The 15,936-nt window shown below is 74.9% G+C and carries 16 protein-coding genes; 10 read left to right on the top strand and 6 right to left on the bottom strand.

Annotated features, from left to right (window positions below; all coding sequences use genetic code 11):
• The first annotated feature begins 122 nt into the window (after positions 1 to 122).
• From BX285_RS18460 to BX285_RS18445, 4 genes are all read left to right on the top strand, one after another.
• Positions 123 to 962, top strand: coding sequence for an EI24 domain-containing protein (locus BX285_RS18460; RefSeq protein WP_121175739.1), 840 nt, complete (start codon positions 123 to 125; stop codon positions 960 to 962).
• Between the two features lie 546 nt (positions 963 to 1,508).
• Complete coding sequence (locus BX285_RS18455) at positions 1,509 to 2,177, top strand: transglycosylase SLT domain-containing protein (RefSeq protein WP_121175737.1); 669 nt, start codon at positions 1,509 to 1,511, stop codon at positions 2,175 to 2,177.
• 271 nt (positions 2,178 to 2,448) lie between these two features.
• Complete coding sequence (locus tag BX285_RS18450) at positions 2,449 to 3,453, top strand: glycosyltransferase (RefSeq protein WP_121175735.1); 1,005 nt, start codon at positions 2,449 to 2,451, stop codon at positions 3,451 to 3,453.
• 113 nt (positions 3,454 to 3,566) lie between these two features.
• Complete coding sequence (locus BX285_RS18445) at positions 3,567 to 6,458, top strand: FAD-binding and (Fe-S)-binding domain-containing protein (RefSeq protein WP_183107097.1); 2,892 nt, start codon at positions 3,567 to 3,569, stop codon at positions 6,456 to 6,458.
• 11 nt (positions 6,459 to 6,469) lie between these two features.
• On the opposite strand, the gene BX285_RS18440 is transcribed toward BX285_RS18445, so the two are convergent.
• Complete coding sequence (locus tag BX285_RS18440) at positions 6,470 to 6,955, bottom strand: DUF1453 family protein (protein WP_121175733.1); 486 nt, start codon at positions 6,953 to 6,955, stop codon at positions 6,470 to 6,472.
• A gap of 73 nt (positions 6,956 to 7,028) precedes the next feature.
• Here BX285_RS18440 and BX285_RS18435 point away from each other — a divergent pair, with 73 nt between their 5' ends.
• The gene (locus tag BX285_RS18435; protein ID WP_097238981.1) at positions 7,029 to 7,649 is read left to right on the top strand and encodes a TetR/AcrR family transcriptional regulator; all 621 of its coding nucleotides are present in this window, start codon (positions 7,029 to 7,031) and stop codon (positions 7,647 to 7,649) included.
• 32 nt (positions 7,650 to 7,681) lie between these two features.
• Positions 7,682 to 8,092: a PaaI family thioesterase gene (locus BX285_RS18430; protein WP_121175731.1), complete on the top strand. Its 411-nt coding sequence runs from the start codon at positions 7,682 to 7,684 to the stop codon at positions 8,090 to 8,092.
• Between the two features lie 98 nt (positions 8,093 to 8,190).
• Here BX285_RS18430 and BX285_RS18425 read toward each other — a convergent pair whose 3' ends face one another.
• Together BX285_RS18425 and BX285_RS18420 are read right to left on the bottom strand one after the other, a co-directional pair.
• Positions 8,191 to 8,643, bottom strand: a complete 453-nt coding sequence (locus BX285_RS18425; protein ID WP_097238979.1) for a CBS domain-containing protein — start codon at positions 8,641 to 8,643, stop codon at positions 8,191 to 8,193.
• A 75-nt stretch (positions 8,644 to 8,718) separates the two neighbouring features.
• Positions 8,719 to 9,741 (bottom strand): SPFH domain-containing protein, encoded by a 1,023-nt coding sequence (locus BX285_RS18420; protein ID WP_097238978.1) that lies wholly within the window; start codon positions 9,739 to 9,741, stop codon positions 8,719 to 8,721.
• Positions 9,742 to 9,920: 179 nt separating this feature from the next.
• Here BX285_RS18420 and BX285_RS18415 point away from each other — a divergent pair, with 179 nt between their 5' ends.
• The gene (locus BX285_RS18415) at positions 9,921 to 10,709 is read left to right on the top strand and encodes a uracil-DNA glycosylase (RefSeq protein ID WP_121175729.1); all 789 of its coding nucleotides are present in this window, start codon (positions 9,921 to 9,923) and stop codon (positions 10,707 to 10,709) included.
• 64 nt (positions 10,710 to 10,773) lie between these two features.
• Here the strand turns inward: BX285_RS18415 and BX285_RS18410 are convergent, their stop codons facing one another.
• A complete protein-coding gene (locus BX285_RS18410) occupies positions 10,774 to 11,652 on the bottom strand; it encodes a CHAD domain-containing protein (protein ID WP_121175727.1) in 879 nt (292 codons plus the stop codon).
• A 149-nt stretch (positions 11,653 to 11,801) separates the two neighbouring features.
• Here BX285_RS18410 and BX285_RS18405 point away from each other — a divergent pair, with 149 nt between their 5' ends.
• From BX285_RS18405 to BX285_RS18395, 3 genes are all read left to right on the top strand, one after another.
• The gene (locus tag BX285_RS18405) at positions 11,802 to 12,476 is read left to right on the top strand and encodes a hypothetical protein (protein ID WP_097238975.1); all 675 of its coding nucleotides are present in this window, start codon (positions 11,802 to 11,804) and stop codon (positions 12,474 to 12,476) included.
• A gap of 176 nt (positions 12,477 to 12,652) precedes the next feature.
• The gene (locus BX285_RS18400) at positions 12,653 to 13,468 is read left to right on the top strand and encodes a thioredoxin domain-containing protein (RefSeq protein WP_097238974.1); all 816 of its coding nucleotides are present in this window, start codon (positions 12,653 to 12,655) and stop codon (positions 13,466 to 13,468) included.
• 84 nt (positions 13,469 to 13,552) lie between these two features.
• Complete coding sequence (locus BX285_RS18395) at positions 13,553 to 14,203, top strand: vitamin K epoxide reductase family protein (RefSeq protein WP_097238973.1); 651 nt, start codon at positions 13,553 to 13,555, stop codon at positions 14,201 to 14,203.
• 19 nt (positions 14,204 to 14,222) lie between these two features.
• Here BX285_RS18395 and BX285_RS18390 read toward each other — a convergent pair whose 3' ends face one another.
• A complete protein-coding gene (locus BX285_RS18390) occupies positions 14,223 to 14,723 on the bottom strand; it encodes an NUDIX hydrolase (protein ID WP_121175726.1) in 501 nt (166 codons plus the stop codon).
• Positions 14,724 to 14,826: 103 nt separating this feature from the next.
• A complete protein-coding gene (locus BX285_RS18385) occupies positions 14,827 to 15,900 on the bottom strand; it encodes a serine hydrolase (RefSeq protein ID WP_121175724.1) in 1,074 nt (357 codons plus the stop codon).
• Positions 15,901 to 15,936: the final 36 nt, after the last annotated feature.

Raw genomic sequence — 15,936 nt, 5'->3', positions numbered from 1 at the left:
GGGGGAAGACCGAGAGTGGCCCGGCGAGCCGCGCGACAGGAGGGGGTCGGCCTTGCCGGTCGAATCTGGCAGGAACACGGCAATGCACGGTTCCGGCTGCGGAGGCTCTAGGCTCATCGCCCATGCGGGATCTTGTGGCGGGGATGAAGTACCTGGTCGAAGGCCAGAAGTGGGTGGGCCGGCACGGCCGCTGGTGGGGCTTCGGGATGCTGCCTGCCCTGCTTGCCCTGATCGGCTACGTCGCCGCGCTCGCCTTCCTCGCCGCCCGCGCCGGGGACCTCGCCGCCTGGGCGACCCCGTTCGCCGACCACTGGGGCTCACCCTGGCGGGCACTGCTGCGCGACACGCTCGCGGCGGTCGCCTTCGGCGGCGGCCTGCTGCTCTCCGTGCTCACCTTCACCGCCGTCGCACTGCTGGTCGGGCAGCCCTTCTACGAGGCGCTCTGCGCCAAGGTCGACGAGACCGAGGGCGGTGCACCCACCCCGCCGGACACCGCGCTCTGGCGCGAGCTGCTGGTCGCGCTGCGCGACAGCGCGTCCGTGCTGGTGCGGGTGGCCGGGTTCGGTGTGCTGCTGTTCGCCTGCGGGTTCATCCCGGTGGTCGGGCAGACGGTGGTCCCGGCGCTCGGCTTCCTGGTCTCCGGCTTCTTCCTGACCGTCGAGCTGACGGCCGTCGCCCTCCAGCGGCGCGGGGTGCCGCAGCGCGAGCGGATCCGGCTGCTGCGCGCCCGGCTCGGGCTGGCGCTGGGCTTCGGGACGCCGCTGGTGCTGGCCTTCCTGGTGCCGCTGGTGACGGTGCTCGCCATGCCGGGGGCCGTCGCCGGCGCCACCCTGCTGGCCCGCGATCTCGTCCCGGCCGGGGCGGGAGAGGAAGAGGAGGAGAAGGAGGAGGAGCAGCCGACCGCACCCTTCCCCACCCCCGCCGCACGGCCCGCTCCCGGGAACCCGTACGAGACCCCGTGAATCCGTGACCGCCCGGTCACACTGCGCCGAACTCGCGCGGTCAACGATGTGAGGCCGCCCACAGAGGGTCCGGCGTCTACGATCCTCGCTAGTGGACGGTCGCCGGGCCGCCCCCGCCGGAGCACCGCCGCCGTGTGCCGTCCAGGCAGCGACCCCGTACCGGCTACCTGAAGAACGCAGGCCACCATGCCTGTCACTCTTACGTTCCTCCGATGTCACCCGGTCGCCACCCCCGAGTGCGCAATGTGGACAAATCCCGCCAAATCCCCCGGCTGGCCCCGCCGCGGCCGCCCCGCGGCCACTACCCGGCGTAGTAGCGACTGCCTTTGCCACCCGTCCCGGGCCCTGCCAAGAATGGCCCGTCGCCAGGCAGCGCGGCCCGACCCCGACCAGGTCCCGCCGCGCAGCCCGCCCGCCCCGCCGCTTCCGCCGGGGCGCCACGGCCGTCCCGGACGGCCGCGCGGGCCCCGCTCACCCGGAGCCCGTGCGATGCGCCGTGCCCGGCACCACCGGCACGGTCCCCGACGGAGAAGGAACGCCCGCTTCATGCAGCTCAGCCATGCCCGCCGTAACTCCCTGATCACCGGCATCGCCACCCTCGTGGTCGCGAGCGCCGCCACCGCCGCTCTCGCCATCCCGCAGGCCGGGAACACCATCGAGGCCGCCGCCCCCGCGGCCGCCGTCTCGGTGGACGGCAAGCCGGCCGCCGACCAGGCCCGGGCTGACACCGCTGCCGCCGACCAGCAGGCCGCCCAGGACGCCCAGGCCAAGGCCGACGCGGACGCCGCCACCCAGGCCGCGGCGCAGGCGGCCGCCCAGGCGCAGGCCGAGGCCGAGGCGAAGGTCCAGGCGGACGCCAAGGCCAAGGCCGACGCGGACGCCGCCGCCTCCCGCTCCCAGCAGCGCCAGAACCTCGCGACCACCTACTCCGGCACCCCGCAGCAGATCGCCGCGCAGATCGTCCCGGCCGGCCAGCTGCAGTGCTTCAGCAACATCGTGTTCCACGAGAGCAGCTGGAACCCGCTGGCCGTCAACGCGTCCTCCGGCGCCTACGGCCTGGTCCAGGCCCTGCCGGGCTCCAAGATGGCCTCCGCGGGCGCCGACTGGCGCACCAACCCGGCCACCCAGATCAAGTGGGGCCTCGACTACATGAACAGCCGCTACGGCAGCCCCTGCGCCGCCTGGTCGTTCTGGCAGGCGCACCACTGGTACTGAGCCGACCCGCTCACCCGGCACCCCCGGAGGCCCGCGACGCACCGACGCGTCGCGGGCCTCCGCCGTTCGCGCGCGTCCTTCCTGCCGCCGGGCGGTCCGGCCCGAGGCGTCCGGCGCCGGGCGTCCGACCCGACGTCCGGCCTGACGTGGACGCGTCCGGAAGGTGACGTGAAGATATGGCGCACGGTCGTACGATTTGCCGCCAATTGCTGGGAATTACGCACCGTCAGGGCTTTGCCACGGTCCGCGGGCCCTCTTACGCTCCGGCGTCATGGCCTCACCCCTGATCAGCGTCGTGCTCCCCGCCTACGACCAGCACGAACAACTCGCCGACTGCCTGGACTCGCTGCTCGCGCAGTCCCTGGCCGACGTCGAGGTGATCGTGGTCGCCGACCGCTCCCCCGAGACCGCGGCCGGACTCGCCGACTCGTACGCGGCGCGGTATCCGCGGGTGTCCGTGCTGCACCTGAACGCGGCGGTCGGCGTCGGGGTGGCCCGGAACGCGGGGGCCGCCCGGGCCTCCGGCGAGTACCTGCTGTTCCTCGACGCGGACCACCTGCTCCCCCGGGATGCGCTCCAGGCGCTCGCCGACCGGCTGAAGCAGACCGGCCCGGTGGACGTGCTGCTGTTCGGCCACTCCCGCCGGCACCAGGGCCGGGACTGGCCCGGCGGGGCCGAGGCGCTGCTCGCCGAGGCAGGCCCCGAGGTGTTCGCCCCCTTCGACCGGCCCGAGCTGTTCGGCGCACCGCCGCTGGTCTGGGACCGGCTGATCCGCCGCGGCCACTGGGCGGGGCTGGAGCTCGCGTTCCCGCCCGGCCGCTACGAGGAGGTCCCGGTGGTGCACGCGGCGCTGCTCGGCGCGCAGAAGGCCGCCGTGCTGGCGCGCGAGTGCGTCCAGCTGCGCCGCCGGGAGACCGTCCACCCGGCGGGCGGGCCGGGCAGCAGCGTCTTCGACCTGTTCGAGCAGTACGAGCGCAGCTTCGCCCTGCTGGAGGACCAGCCGCACCTGTACGCGGTGCGGGACGCGCTGTTCGTCCGGATGATCCGGCACTACCTGTTCGTCTTCGACCTCGCGGGCTGCGTCAGCCGCGCCGAGCGGCCGCAGTTCTTCCACCGGGCCGCCGAGCACCACCGCCGCTTCCTGCCGCCGGGCCACCGCCGGCCGGGCGGCCGCGAGGGGATCAAGTTCTCGCTGCTCGCGGGCGGCGCCTACCCGGCGTTCGAGGTCGCCAAGCTCTCCCACATCGCGCGCGGCACGCTCACCGGGCGGAAGTAGGCCCGCCCGGGCCCGGGACACCCCGACGGTGGTACCCCCGTCGCGCCCGGTACCCCTTCGGCGCCCCGGCTGCGATCATCGGGCCCTGCCCTGTCGCGCCCGGGAGGTCCCTGGTGAGCCGTCCGTCCGCCGTCCCCGGCGCCGAGCTGGCCCGTGAGCTGGCCGCCGTCCTGCGCGGCGAGGTCCGCTTCGGCGCCGCCGAACGGACCGTCTACAGCCACGACGCGTCCAACTACCGGCAGCTGCCGCTCGGCGTGGTCAAGCCCGCCGACCCGGACGACGTCCGCACCGCGCTGGCGCTCTGCCGCCGCTACCGGGTGCCGGTCGTGGCACGCGGCGCCGGGACCAGCATCGGCGGCCAGGCGATCGGCCCGGGCGCGGTGGTGCTGGACTTCCGCCGCCATCTCGGCGAGGTGCTGGCGATCGACCCCGAGGCGCGCACCGCGCGCGTGCGCCCCGGCACCGTCCTGGACGACCTCCAGCGCGCCGCCAGGCCGTACGGGCTGCGCTTCGGCCCGGACCCGTCCACGCACAGCCGCTGCACCATCGGCGGCATGATCGGCAACGACTCCTGCGGCTCGCACTCGCTCGTCTGGGGGCGCACCGCCGACAACGTCGAGCGACTGGAGCTGCTGCTCGCGGACGGCACCGAGCTGACGGTCGGCGGCCGGCTCACCGCCGCCGAGCGCGCCGGGCTGGCCGGGCAGCCCGGGCGGGCCGGTGAACTCCACCGGCAGCTCCAGGAGTTCACCGACCGCAACCTCGCCGCCATCCGTCAGGGCATGCCCCGGCTTCCGCGCCGCACCTCCGGCTACCCGCTGGACGCGCTGCTGCCCGAGCAGGGCCACGACCTCGCCCGGGCGCTCACCGGCACCGAGGGCACCTGCGCGCTGCTGCTGGCCGCGACCGTCCGCCTGGTCGCGGACCCGCCCGCGCGCGCCCTGGTGGTGGCCGGCTACCCCGACGAGGGCGCCGCAGCCGACGCCGTCCCTGCGCTGCTGCCGTACGGACCGCTGACCGCCGAGGGCATGGCCGCCGACCTGATCGCCGCCCTGCTCGCCGCCGGCCCCCGCCCGCCCGCACTGGACCGGCTGCCCGCCGGCGCGTGCTGGCTGTTCCTGGAGATCGGCGGCGACACCCCGTTGGCCGCCTACCAGGCCGCCCGCCGGCTCGCCGACGCGGTGCGCCGCGAGCGCTCCGCCTCCGTCGCCCTGGTCACCGACCCGGCCCAGCAGCGCCAGCTGTGGGCCGTCCGGGAGGCCGGCGCCGGAATCGTCACGCGGCTGCCCGGGGGCGGGGAGGCCTGGCCCGGCTGGGAGGACTCCGCCGTCCCGCCCGAGCGGCTCGGCGACTACCTGCGCGCCCTGCGGGCCCTGCTGCGCCGGCACAGCCTGCACGGTGTCCCGTACGGGCACTTCGGCGACGGCTGCGTGCACCTGCGGATCGACTTCCCGCTGGACGAGCCCCAAGGGGTGCTGGTCTTCCGGGAGTTCCTGGAGCAGGCGGCCGATCTGGCGGTCTCGTACGGCGGTTCGCTCTCCGGCGAGCACGGCGACGGCCAGGCCCGGGCCGAGCTGCTGCCGCGCATGTACCCGCCCGAGATCATCGGCCTGTTCGGCGAGTTCAAGCGGATCTGGGATCCGGAGAACCTGCTCAACCCGGGCGCCCTGGTCGACCCGCGGCCGCTCGACGCCGACCTGCGCTTCGTCACCGCCCCGCGCCGCCCGCTGCCGCTGGCCCTGCCGTACGAGCAGGACGCCGGCAGCCTGGCCAAGGCGGTGCACCGCTGTGTGGGCGTCGCCAAGTGCGTGGACCCGACCACCGGGGTGATGTGCCCGAGCTACATGGCCACCGGCGAGGAACGGCACTCCACCCGGGGGCGGGCGCGACTGCTCGCCGAGATGCTGCGGGGCGACGCGATCCCCGACGGCTGGCGGTCCGCGGAGGTCCGGGAGGCGCTCGACCTCTGCCTGAGCTGCAAGGGCTGCGCGAGCGACTGCCCGGTGCACGTCGACATGGCGACGTACAAGTCCGAGTTCCTGTACCAGCACTACCGGCACCGGCCTCGCCCGCTCGCGCACTACTCGATGGGCCGGCTGCCGCTCTGGCTGCGGGCCGTGGCACTCGCGCCCGGGGCCGCCAACACGCTGCTCCGCTCACCGCTCGGCGGGCTGCTCAAGCGGCTCGGCGGGATCGACCCGCGGCGGGTGCTGCCGGTCTTCCCGCCGGAGACCTTCACCGCCTGGTACCGCCGGCACCGCGCCGCGCACCCGGCACCGCCCGGCGCACGACCGGTGCTACTGTGGCCGGACACCTTCTCCGACCACCTCCAGCCGAACGTGCTGCGCTCGGCCGTCGAGGTGCTGGAGCACCTGGGCTTCGAGGTCCGGCTGCCCGCGGGCCCGGTCTGCTGCGGCCTCACCTGGTACTCCACCGGCCAACTCGACGGCGCCCGCCGGGTGTTGCGGCGGAGCCTGCGGGCCATCGGGGCAACCGGAGTCCCGGCCGACACCCCCGTGGTCGGCCTGGACCCCAGCTGCACCGCGACCCTGCGCGAGGACCTGCCCCGGCTGCTCGGCACGGACGGCCGCCCGCTCGCCCAACGCACCCGCACCTTCGCCGAGTTCATCGACGAGTACGCCCCGGACGCCCCGCTGCCGCGCGTGCCGCTGGAGGCCGTCACCCAGACCCACTGCCACCAGCACGCCGTGCTCGGCTCCGCCGCCGACCGCCGGGTGGAGGCCCGACTCGGCCTGGACAACCGGGTTTTGGACTCCGGCTGCTGCGGTCTGGCGGGCAACTTCGGCTTCGAGCGGGGCCACTTCGAGGTGTCCGAGGCGATCGCGGAGCGCGTCCTGCTGCCCGAGCTCCGGGCGGTCGGCCCGGACACCGTGGTGCTCGCCGACGGCTTCAGCTGCCGTACCCAGATCACCCAACTCGCCGACGGGAGGCAGGCCCTGCACCTGGCGGAGCTGATCGCCCGGGCCCTGCGCACCGCGGGGTGACCGCGTCGACGCTACCGCTCGAAGGGCCGCCGCTCCGGTGCGAACGGCACGCCGGAGGCGAGCGCGCGGCAGCCGACCACCAGCGCCTCCCCCAGGAAGCCGACACCGATGGACAGTTGGACCGGCCGGGCGTCCGCCGCCAGGCCGTTGCGGGCGGCGAGCGCGGCGAAGCCCGCCATCGCGGCGAGCGAGAGCCCGGCCACCAGGAAGGTCCGGCCGGTGTAGCGCTGCCGCAGCATCCCGTCCCGCTCGTAGACCCGGATGGTGGCTCCGCGAAGCGCCCCGAAGGCGACGCCGAGCACGGCACCCGCCCCCACCCAGACGTAGTCCCCGACGCCCAGGCCGTGGTGCTGCGAGAGCGCCCACAGGCCGAGGCCGGTGAGGACCACCGGCGGCGCGAGGAGGTCCCGCGCGTTGAGCGGTTCGCCGCGCAGCCGCCGGACCACCACCACGACCACCACGGCGGCGATCAGCGCCGTGTGCACCCAGTTGTTCATCCCTGCTCCCCGAATTTTTATAGCTCGATCGTGCTAAATCAGCAATTTAGCTCGCCCGTGCTATAACGGCAACATGCCGAAGATCGTCGATCCCGCCGAACGCCGCCAGGCCGTCGCCGACGCCGTCCTGCGCGTCGCCGCCCGGGAGGGCCTGGAGCACGCCTCGCTGCGCAACGTGGCCGACGAGGCCGGGCTGGCGATCGGCTCGGTGCGGCACTACTTCGCGGGCAGCTCCGAGCTGATGATCTTCGCGATGCAGGAGCTGGCCCGCCGGATCGACGCCCGCATCCGCACCCACGCCCGCGCCCTGCTCGACCCGGCACACGCCCCCGGCACCGACCGGCGTGAACAGACCGCACGGCTGCTCGCCGAAACCCTCCCGCTGGACGCCGAGCGCCGGGAGGAGTCCGCGCTCTGGCTCTCCTTCGTCACCGCCGCCCGCACCCGGCCCGAACTCCGGCCCCGCGCCGCCGAGCTGCAGGCCGGCCTGGACGAGCTGGTCCGGCGCGTCCTGGTCGAGATCGCCCGGGCCGGTGCCCTGGCCCCCGGCCTGGACCTCGCCGTGGAGACCCGCCGACTCTCCGCCCTCCTCGACGGCCTCACCCTGCAGGCCGTCCAGCACCCCGACCTGGTCGGCCCGGAGGACCTGCGCGCGGTGCTCCGCCGCCACCTGGACACCCTCGCGACGTCCTGACACCCCGCCAACGCTCTTGGCACAATGGCGCGATGACCCTCACCCCCGCCGAGGCGGACAAGATCCTGGCCGAGAACTTCGCCCCCTGGGTGCAGGCCCTCGGCCTGACCACCGCCGAGACCGGCGAGCAGCACGCCGTCCTGCGCCTGCCCTGGTCCGACCAGCTCGCCCGCGAGGGCGGCGCACTCTCCGGCCAGGCCCTGATGGCCGCCGCCGACACGGCCTGCGTGATCGCGGTCTCCGCGGCCCGCGGCGGCTTCGGCCCGATGACCACCGTCCAGCAGTCCACCAGCTTCCAGCGCGCCGTCCTCGACCGCGACGTCCTGGTGCACGCCCGGATCACCAAACTCGGCCGCCGGATCGCCTTCCTCGACGTCACCCTCACGCCCGAGGGCGCCGAGGACCCCGCCGCCCACGCCACCACCGTCTACGCCCTGGGCTAGGGCGTCCGGCCCCACCTCCTGAAGGCCCTCCCCACCCCGCCCCGGCCTGGCGGCGCCGTTCACCGCGGCCGGGGCCGGTCCGATCTCCGTGCGCCGGGTCAGCCCTGCAACGCCTCCTTCTTGGGCGGCTCCTCGGCGCAGACCGCCGACACGAACTCCGCGAGCCGCGCCTGCGGCAGGCCGCGCGCGATGTCCGCCTCGCTGATCATGCCGACCAGCTTGTGCTCCGGATGGTTGATCACCGGCAGCCTGCGGACCTGGTACTGCTCCATCACCCGCAGCACCTGCTCGCAGTCCTCGTCCGCCTCCACCGTCATCGGCCGCCCCTGGGCCAGTTCGCCCGCCGTCACCTGCGCCGGGTCACGCCCCTCCGCGACGCACCGCAGCACGATGTCGCGGTCGGTCACGATGCCGAGCAACCTGTCGTTCTCCCCGCAGATGGGCAGTGCGCCCACGTGTCGTTCCCGCATGATCCGGGCGGCGGCCGCGAGCGTCTCGTGCTCGCGGATGCACTCCGCGCCCGGGTGCATGATGTCGCCGGCACTGGTCATGGTCCGCCTCCTGACCTGGCTTGCTCCCCCTCGTCCATCCTGGTCCGACCGGGTGACGGACGCCACCGGGCACCGTCAGGACGCCTCCTTCGGCTCCGTACGGTCCTGCGCCACCGCCTCCGCCACGGCCTGACCGTCCGCCTCCGCCCGCCCGCCCTCCAGGTCCGCGCCTTCCAGCGGCGAGTGGGACAACAGCTCCTCCAGCGGCGGGACTTCACGCGTGGGCTGCTCGCGGCCGAGCTCCTCCTCCGAGACCTCACCGCTCTCCACCGCCTGCTTCGCGGACTTCGCCGCCGCGGCGACCGCGGCCGCCGCCAGCAGGTCCCGCTGCTGGGACTCCGTCGCGCTGTCCAGGAAGCGCAGCAGCTCCACCGGGAAGGGCAGCACCAGCGTCGAGTTCTTCTCCGCCGCCACCTCCACCACGGTCTGCAGCAGGCGCAGTTGCAGCGCCGACGGGGTCGCGCTCATCACCGCGGCCGCCTCCGACAGCCGGGACGAGGCCTGGTACTCACCGTCCGCCGTGATGATCCGCGCGCGGCGCTCCCGCTCGGCCTCCGCCTGGCGGGCGATCGAGCGCTTCATCGACTCCGGCAGGGCGACGTCCTTGATCTCCACCCGGTCGATCTCGATGCCCCAGCCCAGCGCCGGGCTGTCGATCATCAACTCCAGGCCCTGGTTGATGGGTTCGCGGTTGGCCAGCAGGTCGTCCAGCTCGCTCTTGCCGATGATCGAGCGCAGCGAGGTCTGCGCGACCTGGGAGATCGCGAAGTTGTAGTCCTGCACGTTGACCGTCGCCTTCACCGCGTCCACCACCCGGTAGTAGACCACCGCGTCCACCCGCACGGTCACGTTGTCCCGGGTGATGCCCTCCTGCGCCGGGATCGGCATCGTCACGATCTGCACGTTCACCCGGCGCAGCCGGTCCGCGATCGGCACCAGCGCCACCAGCCCGGGCTCGCGCACCTCGTCGCGCACCCGCCCGAACCGGAACACCACGCCCTTCTGGAACTGCTGGACCACCCTGATGCTCAGGCTCGCCCAGATCGCCCCCAGCCCGGCCAACCCCCCGAGAACTCCCAACACCGCATCGACGATCATCGCGGCCTCCTCGCGGCCTGCGCGCACACCGGAGCGTCCGACCACCCGGGGACCCGACCGGGCCGGGGGCCGCCGGAACAACTGATTCCACGCTACGCCTGCCCGGAAGCCACCGGACGGCGGTGCAGCCCGCCGGGGGAGAGCCCTGGGCGCCGTGGAAGAGCCCTAGGATCGGGGCCATGCCGAGCGTGGCCACTCCCCACTCCCCCGCCGACGACCCCGGCGACCCCCGCCACCCCGCCGACGCCGCCGCCCGGGCCCCCGGACTGGCCGCGCTGGACCGGGTGGTCACCGACTGCCGGGCCTGCCCCCGGCTGGTCCGGTGGCGCGAGGAGACCGCCCGTACCAAGCGCCGCGCCTACCAGGACTGGGAGTACTGGGCCCGCCCCATCCCCGGCTTCGGCCCGCCCGACGCCCCGCTCGTCCTGGTCGGCCTCGCCCCCGCCGCCCACGGCGCCAACCGCACCGGCCGGATCTTCACCGGCGACCCCTCGGGCGACCTGCTCTACGCCGCCCTGTACGACCTCGGGCTCGCCAACCGCCCCACCTCCGTGCGCCACGGCGACGGCCTGGAACTGCACGGCGTACGGATCACCGACCCGGTCCGCTGCGCCCCGCCCGACAACAAGCCCAGCACCGCCGAACGCGACACCTGCCGGCCCTGGATCACCCGCGAACTCCAGCTGCTGCGCCCCACCGTACGGACCGTCGTCGCCCTCGGCGGCTTCGCCTGGCAGGCGCTGCTCCCGGTGCTCGCGGACGCCGGCTGGCAGGTCCCCCGCCCCCGGCCCGCCTTCGGCCACGCCGCCCGGGTCGACCTCCCCGCCCGGGACGGCGGCCCCGCCCTGCGGCTGTACGGCTGCTACCACGTCAGCCCGCGCAACACGAACACCGGCCGGCTGACCACCGACATGCTCCGCGGCCTGCTGCGCGAGGCGGCGCACTCGGCGGGGCTCACCACCCTGTAGTCGGCCCGCGCGGCCTGCCCCCACCCGCCGGCGGCACCCTTGACGGAAGCCCCTTCGACGGCCGCTACCCGAACCGCGTCAGCTTCCGCTTCCCGGCCCGCTTCCACACCCCCGGCAGCCGCTCGCGCGCCGCCTCCGCCGCGGCCAGCTGGCGGCCGTAGAGGACGCCGTAGCCGAAGGCCTCGCCGGAGGCCGACGCGTGGGCGGCCAGGGTGGCGGCGGCGACCACGGCGTCCTGGTGTTCGCCCAGCACCTCCTGGACGGCCTTCATCCGCTCCGCGTAGCGCTCGGCCCGGGCGCCGACCGCCGGGGCGGCGGTCTCGCCGGCGTAGCGGGCCCGCTTCGCCGCCTTGCGGGCCTCGTGCAGGGCACGGTCGCGCTCCTCGGGCCCCGCCGCGAGGGCCGTGCGGACCCGCTCGGCGGTACGGTCCTGCTCCCGGGCGGCGACCCGGGACAGCTCGGCGACGGCGGGGCGGGCGGCCCGGTGGCGCAGCGGCGGATCGGCGAGCAGGGCGGCCAGGGCGTCGCCGAGGGCGCGGCGGCGCGGGCTGTCCAGGGCGGCCACCACCTCCGGCCAGACCTCGCGGTACGCGGCTTCGCCCCACCGCTCCAGCGCCGCGGCGACCCGTTCCGGATCGCACTCGGCGGGCAGCTCGCGGGCCTGGGCGGCCAGCCGGGCGGCCAGCACCTCGCGGTCGCGGGCGCCGCCGAGGGCGCCGGCCAGCCAGCGCAGGTCCGCGACCAGCCCGTCCGTCGCGCCCCGGGTGAACAGCCGCCGGAAGGTCCGCAGCGCGCTGCGCAGCCGCCGGCAGGCGACCCGCATCCGGTGCACCGCGTCCGGCTCGTCCGCCCGGACGGCGTCGTCCAACCCGGCCAGCACCTTCGCCTGCGCCTCGATGCGGGCCAGCAGCACCTGCCCCACCGTGGTCTCGGGTTTCGCCATGTGCGGTCATCCCCTCGTCGGGGTCACTCACCGGGAACGCTTCCAGGCTAAGGCGTGTCCGAGCGCGCAGGGTACTGAGCCGCTGTCAGCCGGAACAGGGACGTACGGGCCCTCGTCCCGGATACGGGCGTCATGACATACTCCGGGGCGTGACGACCTCCACCCATGCGACCAGGGCCCTGCGGGCCGCGGTGTTCACCGCGCTCGCCGTGCCGATGGCCGCGCTGGGCCAGGTGGTCATCACGGGCCGCCCGCTGCCGCTGTCGCTGGTGGCCTCGGCGTGCGTCGTCGTCTTCCTGGTCGCGGCCGCGATGGCCGGCGGGGAGCGGCGGATGCTGCACATCTCCGGCGTGATGGTGCCGGTCGAGCTGCTGCTCAACACCACCTTCAACCTGGGCCAGACCAGCTGTGGGCCGATGCTCACCGGGCAGGTCCCCGCCCGCGGGGTGAACCTGCTGGTCTGCGGCGGCGGTTCGATGGACGGCTCGCTGCTCTCCGGTTCGCTGGGCCACGCCGGGCAGTTGGCGCCGGTGGCGACCCAACTGCTGCTCCTGCTGGTGCACCTGGTGATCGCACTGGCCGCCGCCGGCTGGCTGCGGCTGGGCGACGCGGCGCTGTCGGGCCTGGCCCGGGCGCTGCGGGCGCTGCAGAAGTCCCTGGCCCGCCCGCTGCGCGCCCTGCTCGTCCTGCTGCTCCCGGCTCCGGTGCGCCCGGTGCTGCGGGTGCCGCTGCCGGTCTCGGACCGCGTGCGGCCGCGCCGCGAGGACGTGGTGCTGAGCCCGGCGCCCCGGCGCGGCCCGCCGGCCTTCGCGCCTGCCTGCTGATCGCTTCCGCACCGGTTCGCCCGCGTTCGTCGATCACCCCTCCCGTACCCGGCCGGACTCCTCCGGCCCCCGTACGCCCGCAGGCAGTGCGCACGACTCCCGCGTTCCCCGACCCCGCCGCACCCGGTGCGGTTTCCCGCGCGCACCCGCGCGCCGCGTACAGGAGTTGACTTCCCATGGCTCAGACCCCCAGCAAGCAGCAGGACAAGCGCATCAGTGCCCGTGAGCGGATCCAGGAGGCGCAGCGCATCGAGCAGCAGGCCGCCAAGCGCCGTCAGCGGATCGTCGTGACGGTCTCCGCCGTCGTGGTGCTCGCCCTGGCGGGCGGTGTCGCGGTCGCCGTCAACTCGGCCTCGAACAAGGACGACAAGGCCTCCGCGGCCGCGAGCTCGGCCGCGCTGGTCGTCCCGGCCAACGCCACCGGCCCGAACGGCACGGTGATCACCTACGGCAAGGCGGACGCCCCGCACACCATGGAGGTCTACGAGGACTTCCGCTGCCCGATCTGCAAGCACTTCGAGGCGGCGAACGGCGAGACGGTCAAGAAGCTCACCGAGGACGGCCGGATCAAGGTGGAGTTCCACCTGGCGGCCTTCCTGGACAAGAACCTCGGCGGCAGGGGCTCGCGCACCGCGCTGGCCGCCGCCGGTGCCGCGCTGAACGAGGGCGTGGACAAGTTCAAGCAGTTCCACGACGTGCTGTACGCCAACCAGCCCGACGAGCGCGAGGACGGCTTCGGCGACGTCAACCACCTCCTGGACCTGGCCGGCCAGGTGCCCGGGCTGAAGACGGACGCGTTCGTGAAGGCCGTCACCGACCGGACCTACGCGCCGTGGGCGGCGAAGGTCGCGGACGCGTTCAACGACAGCGGCGTGACGGGCACCCCGACGGTCAAGGTGGACGGCAAGCCGGTCACCCTGTTCGCCGGCAACGCGGTCGTCTCGCCGGAGCAGTTCACCGCCCAGGTCACGCAGGCCGCCGGCCTGCAGTAAGGCCGGTCCACCGCACGGCACCACCGGCCCGGCCGACTCCCGGCCGGGCCGGCCCTCCCCCCGCCACCACCGGAGTGTGCTGCCATGTCCGCCGCTACCACCGTGCACCCCTCCCGTCCCGCCCCCGACGCCTCCGGCAGGGCCCCGATCGGGGCGAGCCGGGCCTTGGCGGTCCTGCTGTTCCTCGGCGGGCTGGTCGGGCTGGCCGCCTCGGCCGTCCTGACCTTCGACAAGCTCCGCATCCTGGAGAACCCCTCCTACGTCCCCGGCTGCAACATCAACCCGGTGATCAGCTGCGGTTCGGTGATGCGCACCGAGCAGGCGGAGGTGTTCGGCTTCCCGAACCCGCTGCTCGGCCTGGCCGCCTTCGGTGCGCTGACGGCGATCGGCGCGGGGCTGCTGGCCGGTGCCGCGTACCGGCGCTGGTTCTGGCTGGGCCTGCACGCGGGCACCGCGCTGGGCGTGCTGTTCGTGCACTGGCTGATCGGCCAGGCGCTGTACGAGATCGGCGCGCTGTGCCCGTACTGCATGGTGGTGTGGGCGACGGTGGTGGCGCTGTTCTGGTACACCACGCTGCACAACCTGCGCTCGGGCGTGATCGCGGTGGGCCCGCGCCTGGGCGTGGTGGTGCGGGAGGCGGCCCGCTACCACTGGGCGCTGCCGGTGCTGTGGGCGGCGGTGATCGCGCTGCTGGTGCTCAACCGGTTCTGGTACTACTGGAGCACGCTCCTCTGATCCTCCTCGGCCGTGGTCGTCAGCCCACGTACCCCGCCGAGTGCAGCAGGGCGGCGGCGCCGGTCCGCCGGGCCTCCAGGGCCCCGGTGAGCCGGCGCGCCGCGCACGGGTGCAGCACGGCGGCGGCCTGCGCCGGGGTGAACCAGCCGTGGTCGGCGATCTCCTCGGCCTGGAGGCGGACCGCCACGCCCGTCTCGGCCGTCCCGCCGTCGAACATGAACTGCACGGCGGGGTGGGCGTGTTCACCCTGGTCGGGGATCGCGTCGCGCCACTCCACCACGAGCAGCCGGAGCGCGCCGACGACCAGCCCGGTCTCCTCGCGCAGCTCCCGCGCCGCGCACTCGGCGGGCCCCTCCCCCGGGTCCATCCCGCCTCCGGGGAACTGCCACTGGTCGCGGTAACTGGCCTTCAGCAGCAGGACCTTGCCCGCCCCGTCGGTGAGCAGCACGCTGCAGCCGACGTAGGCGCGCACCAGCCGGGCCAGCCAGTCCTCCTCGGTGAGTGTCCAGGTGTCCGTCATCGCGCCTCCTCCGCCGGGTGCCGTTCTCGTGCTCACTCTGCCGCGATCGCCGCTCCGCAAACGGTGGTTCGTACTCCATCACCCGAACGAGTGCCGTGGAGGTCTACCCGAAGACCGCCCTCCGGAAGGCGTTGCGCAGATCGGTGAGCGGCTGGGTGAGGCGGTCGTAGTGCACCTTGTTGGTGAGCAGCAGTGCCCAGCGGCCGAGTCGCGGGGAGACCCAGAAGCCGGTGCCGGTGAAGCCGTAGTGGACGAAGGTGCCGTCGGCGGGCTCGGTGCCGGGGGCGTACAGCCAGGACAGGCCGCGGGCGGGCCGCAGTCCGCCGGTCTGCTCGCGCAGCGACTCGCGGATCCACGGCTCCCCCCAGAGCAGGCCGGGCGGCGGGGCGAGCAGCGCGGTGAGGAAGCGGGCGAGGTCGCGGGCGGTGGAGAAGGCCCCGGCGTTGCCGGAGACGCCGCCGAGCAGCCGGGCGGAGGGGTCGTGGACGACTCCGCGCAGGTGGCCGCCGGCCCGCGCCTCGTACTCGGTGGGCGCGGTACGGGCGGTGAGCGCGGCGCCGAGCGGCCCGTACCGGGTGTCGGCCATGCCCAGCGGGTGCCAGGCCCAGCGCTCGGCGAGGACGTCCAGCGGCGCGCCGCCCAGGTCCTCGACCAGGTAGCCGAGCAGCACGGCGGCCCGGTCGGTGTACTCCACGGCCGTGCCGGGCGCGCGGGCCACCGGGGCGGCGATCACCCCGGCCCGGATCGCGGCGGGCTCGGGGCCGTACAGCGACTCGAAGCGGGTGTACGGGAGCATCCCGGCGGTGTGGGCGAGCAGCCCGCGGGCGGTCACCGCGCCGACGGGGTGCCCGGCGGCCGGCGGCCACCACCGCCCGAGCGGTTCGTCCAGCGGCAGCCGTCCGGACTGCCGGAGCACCCCGGCGCAGGGCCAGAGCGCGACGATCTTGGTGAGGCTCGCCAGGTCGTAGAGCGTGTCCGGCCCGGGTTCGAGCTCCGCGTACGGGCCCAGGCCGAGCCGGCCGTGGCTGCCGCCGCCGAGCGTGCCCGCGGCGTCGCCGACCGCCCAGACGGCTCCCGCCCCGACGGCGCGGACGCCCTCGCGGACCAGCCGGTCCAGCTCCCCGCCCGGCGCTGCCAGGGCGGGGAGCCGGTCGGCTCCGGGTGCTCGGTGGCTCATCCGTTCCCCCAAGGACCGGTCGTCAGGGCGACCGGA

Source organism: Streptomyces sp. 1114.5 (assembly GCF_003635085.1).
Taxonomy (GTDB): Bacteria; Actinomycetota; Actinomycetes; order Streptomycetales; family Streptomycetaceae; genus Kitasatospora.
Note: the sequence above shows the minus strand (reverse complement) of the source record. Positions and strands in the feature narration are given on the sequence as shown.

Coding starts and splice junctions, on each gene's coding strand:
- BX285_RS18430 (WP_121175731.1), top strand. CDS start 7,682: ATGACCCTCACCCCCGCCGAGGCGGACAAGATCCTGGCCGAGAACTTC.
- BX285_RS18410 (WP_121175727.1), bottom strand. CDS start 11,652: ATGGCGAAACCCGAGACCACGGTGGGGCAGGTGCTGCTGGCCCGCATC.
- BX285_RS18435 (WP_097238981.1), top strand. CDS start 7,029: ATGCCGAAGATCGTCGATCCCGCCGAACGCCGCCAGGCCGTCGCCGAC.
- BX285_RS18450 (WP_121175735.1), top strand. CDS start 2,449: ATGGCCTCACCCCTGATCAGCGTCGTGCTCCCCGCCTACGACCAGCAC.
- BX285_RS18420 (WP_097238978.1), bottom strand. CDS start 9,741: ATGATCGTCGATGCGGTGTTGGGAGTTCTCGGGGGGTTGGCCGGGCTG.
- BX285_RS18455 (WP_121175737.1), top strand. CDS start 1,509: ATGCAGCTCAGCCATGCCCGCCGTAACTCCCTGATCACCGGCATCGCC.
- BX285_RS18425 (WP_097238979.1), bottom strand. CDS start 8,643: ATGACCAGTGCCGGCGACATCATGCACCCGGGCGCGGAGTGCATCCGC.
- BX285_RS18440 (WP_121175733.1), bottom strand. CDS start 6,955: ATGAACAACTGGGTGCACACGGCGCTGATCGCCGCCGTGGTGGTCGTG.
- BX285_RS18385 (WP_121175724.1), bottom strand. CDS start 15,900: ATGAGCCACCGAGCACCCGGAGCCGACCGGCTCCCCGCCCTGGCAGCG.
- BX285_RS18460 (WP_121175739.1), top strand. CDS start 123: ATGCGGGATCTTGTGGCGGGGATGAAGTACCTGGTCGAAGGCCAGAAG.
- BX285_RS18395 (WP_097238973.1), top strand. CDS start 13,553: ATGTCCGCCGCTACCACCGTGCACCCCTCCCGTCCCGCCCCCGACGCC.
- BX285_RS18390 (WP_121175726.1), bottom strand. CDS start 14,723: ATGACGGACACCTGGACACTCACCGAGGAGGACTGGCTGGCCCGGCTG.
- BX285_RS18400 (WP_097238974.1), top strand. CDS start 12,653: ATGGCTCAGACCCCCAGCAAGCAGCAGGACAAGCGCATCAGTGCCCGT.
- BX285_RS18415 (WP_121175729.1), top strand. CDS start 9,921: ATGCCGAGCGTGGCCACTCCCCACTCCCCCGCCGACGACCCCGGCGAC.